At 69.1% G+C, this 2905-nt stretch carries 2 protein-coding genes; both read left to right on the plus strand.

What is annotated here, in order from left to right:
* Positions 1-220 precede the first annotated feature (220 nt).
* A complete protein-coding gene (locus BH719_RS01720; RefSeq protein ID WP_009400217.1) occupies positions 221-1771 on the plus strand; it encodes a cytochrome ubiquinol oxidase subunit I in 1551 nt (516 codons plus the stop codon).
* A gap of 17 nt (positions 1772-1788) precedes the next feature.
* Positions 1789-2905 (plus strand): cytochrome d ubiquinol oxidase subunit II (gene cydB, locus BH719_RS01725; RefSeq protein WP_009400218.1); only part of this gene is annotated, 1117 nt, incomplete at its 3' end.

Consider the following 2905-nt stretch of genomic DNA (forward strand, 5'->3'; position numbering starts at 1 on the left):
AAAACTCGATGTCCGAGCGCACCGGGCCCGCGTAGCCAAGCCTCCGCGCGGGCGCGCGCGGAGAACTCAGGGACTAGGCGGTAGTGCGGGAAACCCCACCCCGTCCGCCATCTGCACGCGCGCACTCGTCGTTTGCGCTACATTATCTACGAACCCGTGACGAAGGTCCCAGACTATCGGCGCGGCCCATCCCCACTCACCCACATGTAAGAAGGCACACATGACCCTCGCGCAAACGGCGTTAGATGCGGTCACGATCGGGCGCTGGCAGTTCGCCATCACCACCGTCTACCACTTCGTCCTGGTCCCCCTGACCATCGGCCTGTCCCTGCTGGTCGCCATCATGCAGACCATCTGGCACCGCACCGGCAAGGAGCACTGGCTCAGCGCAACCCGCTTCTTCGGCAAGCTCCTCCTCATCAACTTCGCCCTCGGAGTCGCCACCGGCATCGTCCAGGAGTTCCAGTTCGGGATGAACTGGTCGGAGTACTCCCGTTTCGTCGGCGACATCTTCGGCGCCCCACTGGCGGTCGAGGCCCTCCTCGCGTTCTTCCTGGAATCCACCTTCCTCGGCCTGTGGATCTTCGGATGGGGCCGCCTGTCCAAGCGCGCCCACCTGGCGTCCATTTGGTGCGTCGCCCTGGGGACGATGTTCTCCGCGGCCTGGATCCTGGCAGCCAACGCGTGGATGCAGCACCCCGTCGGAGCCCGCTTCAACCCGGCGACCGGGCGCGCCGAGCTCGACGGCGTCTCAGGGTTCCTCGAGCTCATCACCTCGGGCGTCTACCTCAGCGAGTTCGCCCACGTCATCACCTCCGCGTGGCTGGTCGCCGGCTCCTTCGTCGCGGGCATCTCCATCTGGTGGATGGTGCGCTCCGCGCGCGAGGGCTCCCAGCAGGCCGCCGACCACGCGCGCGGCGTCTGGCGTCCCATCGCCCGCTTCGGCCTGGTCGCAGTCCTCATCGGCGGCCTGGGCACCGCCGCCTCCGGCCACATCCAGGGCCAGGAGATGGTCGAGGTCCAGCCCATGAAGATGGCCGCCGCGGAGGGCATCTGCGTCGACACGGAGGGCGCGGCCTTCACCATCGCGCAGTTCGGCTCGTGCCCCCTGGGCGACGACTCCCAGCCCCTCCAGATCATCCGCGTCCCCGGGGTCGCCTCCTTCATGTCGCACAACTCCTTCACCGCCGCCTCCGAGGGCGTCGCCGACATCCAGGACCGCATGGTCGCCCTGCTCAACGCCGACCCCGACTTCACGGCGAAGTACGGGGACGCCTCCGCCTACGACTTCCGGCCCCCGCAGATGGCGGTGTTCTGGTCCTTCCGCCTCATGATCGGACTGGGAGCGGCCTCCTTCGCACTGGCGGCGTGGGGGCTGTGGGCGACGAGGCGGGGGCGGGCGCCCGGCTCGCTACGGCTCTCGCAGCTGGCCCTGGCCAACATCCCCATGCCCTTCGCCGCCGCGTCCTTCGGCTGGATCTTCACCGAGATGGGCCGCCAGCCGTGGGTGGTGGCCCCCAACCTGGGCGCCCTTTCCAGCGGATCCCCGCTCGGCTCGGTCGCGCTCATGACCCAGATGGGCGTCTCCCCCAACGTCCCCGCGTGGCAGATGCTCACCACCCTCATCCTCTTCACCGTCCTCTACGGCGTGCTCGGGTTCATCTGGTACCTCCTCATGAAGCGGTACGCCCTGGAGGGCATCCGCACGGCGCCCGCCAGGGCCGCGGCCGCCAGCGCCGAATCCGCAGACGACCTCGCCTTCGGGTACTGAGGGCTAAGGAGCACCCCATGACACTGTCAATCCTGTGGTTCATCCTCATCGCCGTCCTGTGGACGGTCTACCTCGTCCTCGAGGGCTTCGATTTCGGCGTCGGCATGCTGCTGCCCCTGGTGGCCAAGGACGACCGCGAGCGCACCCAGACCGTGCGCACGATCGGCCCCCACTGGGATGGGAACGAGGTGTGGCTGCTCACCGCCGGCGGCGCCACCTTCGCCGCCTTCCCGGAGTGGTACGCCACGATGTTCTCCGGCATGTACCTGGCCCTCTTCCTCGTCCTCGTGTGCCTCATCGTGCGCGTCGTGGCCCTGGAGTGGCGCTCGAAGATCGCCGCCGAGAAGTGGCGGCGCACCTGGGACTGGATCCACACGGCCTCGGCGTGGCTGGTGCCCCTGCTGCTGGGCGTCGCCTTCGCGAACTTCGTGCAGGGCATGATGATCGAGGTCGTCGACCAGCGCTCCGGGATGGTCGTGGATCCCACGGCCGTCGCCTCGTCGCTGGCCACCGCCACCCACCAGCTCACCGGCGGGTTCTTCTCGCTGCTCACGCCGTACACCGTCCTGGGCGGCGCGGTCCTGGTGTCCGTGTGCCTGGCGCACGGCGCCCAGTTCCTGGCCCTGAAGACCGAGGGCGAGGTGCGCGAGCGCGCCAACGCCATCGCCGCTCCCGCCACCATCGGGGCGACCGCCCTGGCGGTCGTGTGGATGATGTGGGGGCAGTTCGCGTTCACGACGAACGTGCTCGCATGGCTGCCGCTGGTGGTCGCCGCCCTGGCGGTCATCGTCTCCACGGTCCTCAGCCAGCAGACGCTGCGCCACGAGAGGCGCTCCTTCGCGGCGTCGTGCACGGCCATCGCCGCCACGGTGGCGTGGGTGTTCGCCGCCATGGCGCCCGCCGTGCAGAAGTCGTCGATCAATCCCGCGTACTCGCTCACCATCGACCAGGCGTCGTCCACGCAGGCGACGCTGACCGTGATGGCGGTCGTCGCCGCGTGCCTGGTGCCCGTGGTGGCCGCTTACGTGGCATGGTCGTACTGGGTGTTCCGCGCGCGCGTGGGGCCGGACGACGTCAGTACGAGGACGGGCCTGCCCTTGGGGAGGATCCGCCTGGGCGGGAACTTCCTGGTGG

This window comes from Pauljensenia hongkongensis, assembly GCF_001746855.1.
Classification (GTDB): Bacteria; Actinomycetota; Actinomycetes; order Actinomycetales; family Actinomycetaceae; genus Pauljensenia; species Pauljensenia hongkongensis.

Bases quoted from the DNA above. Each gene is read 5' to 3' on its own strand.
- BH719_RS01720 (WP_009400217.1), top strand. From the start codon at position 221: ATGACCCTCGCGCAAACGGCGTTAGATGCGGTCACGATCGGGCGCTGG.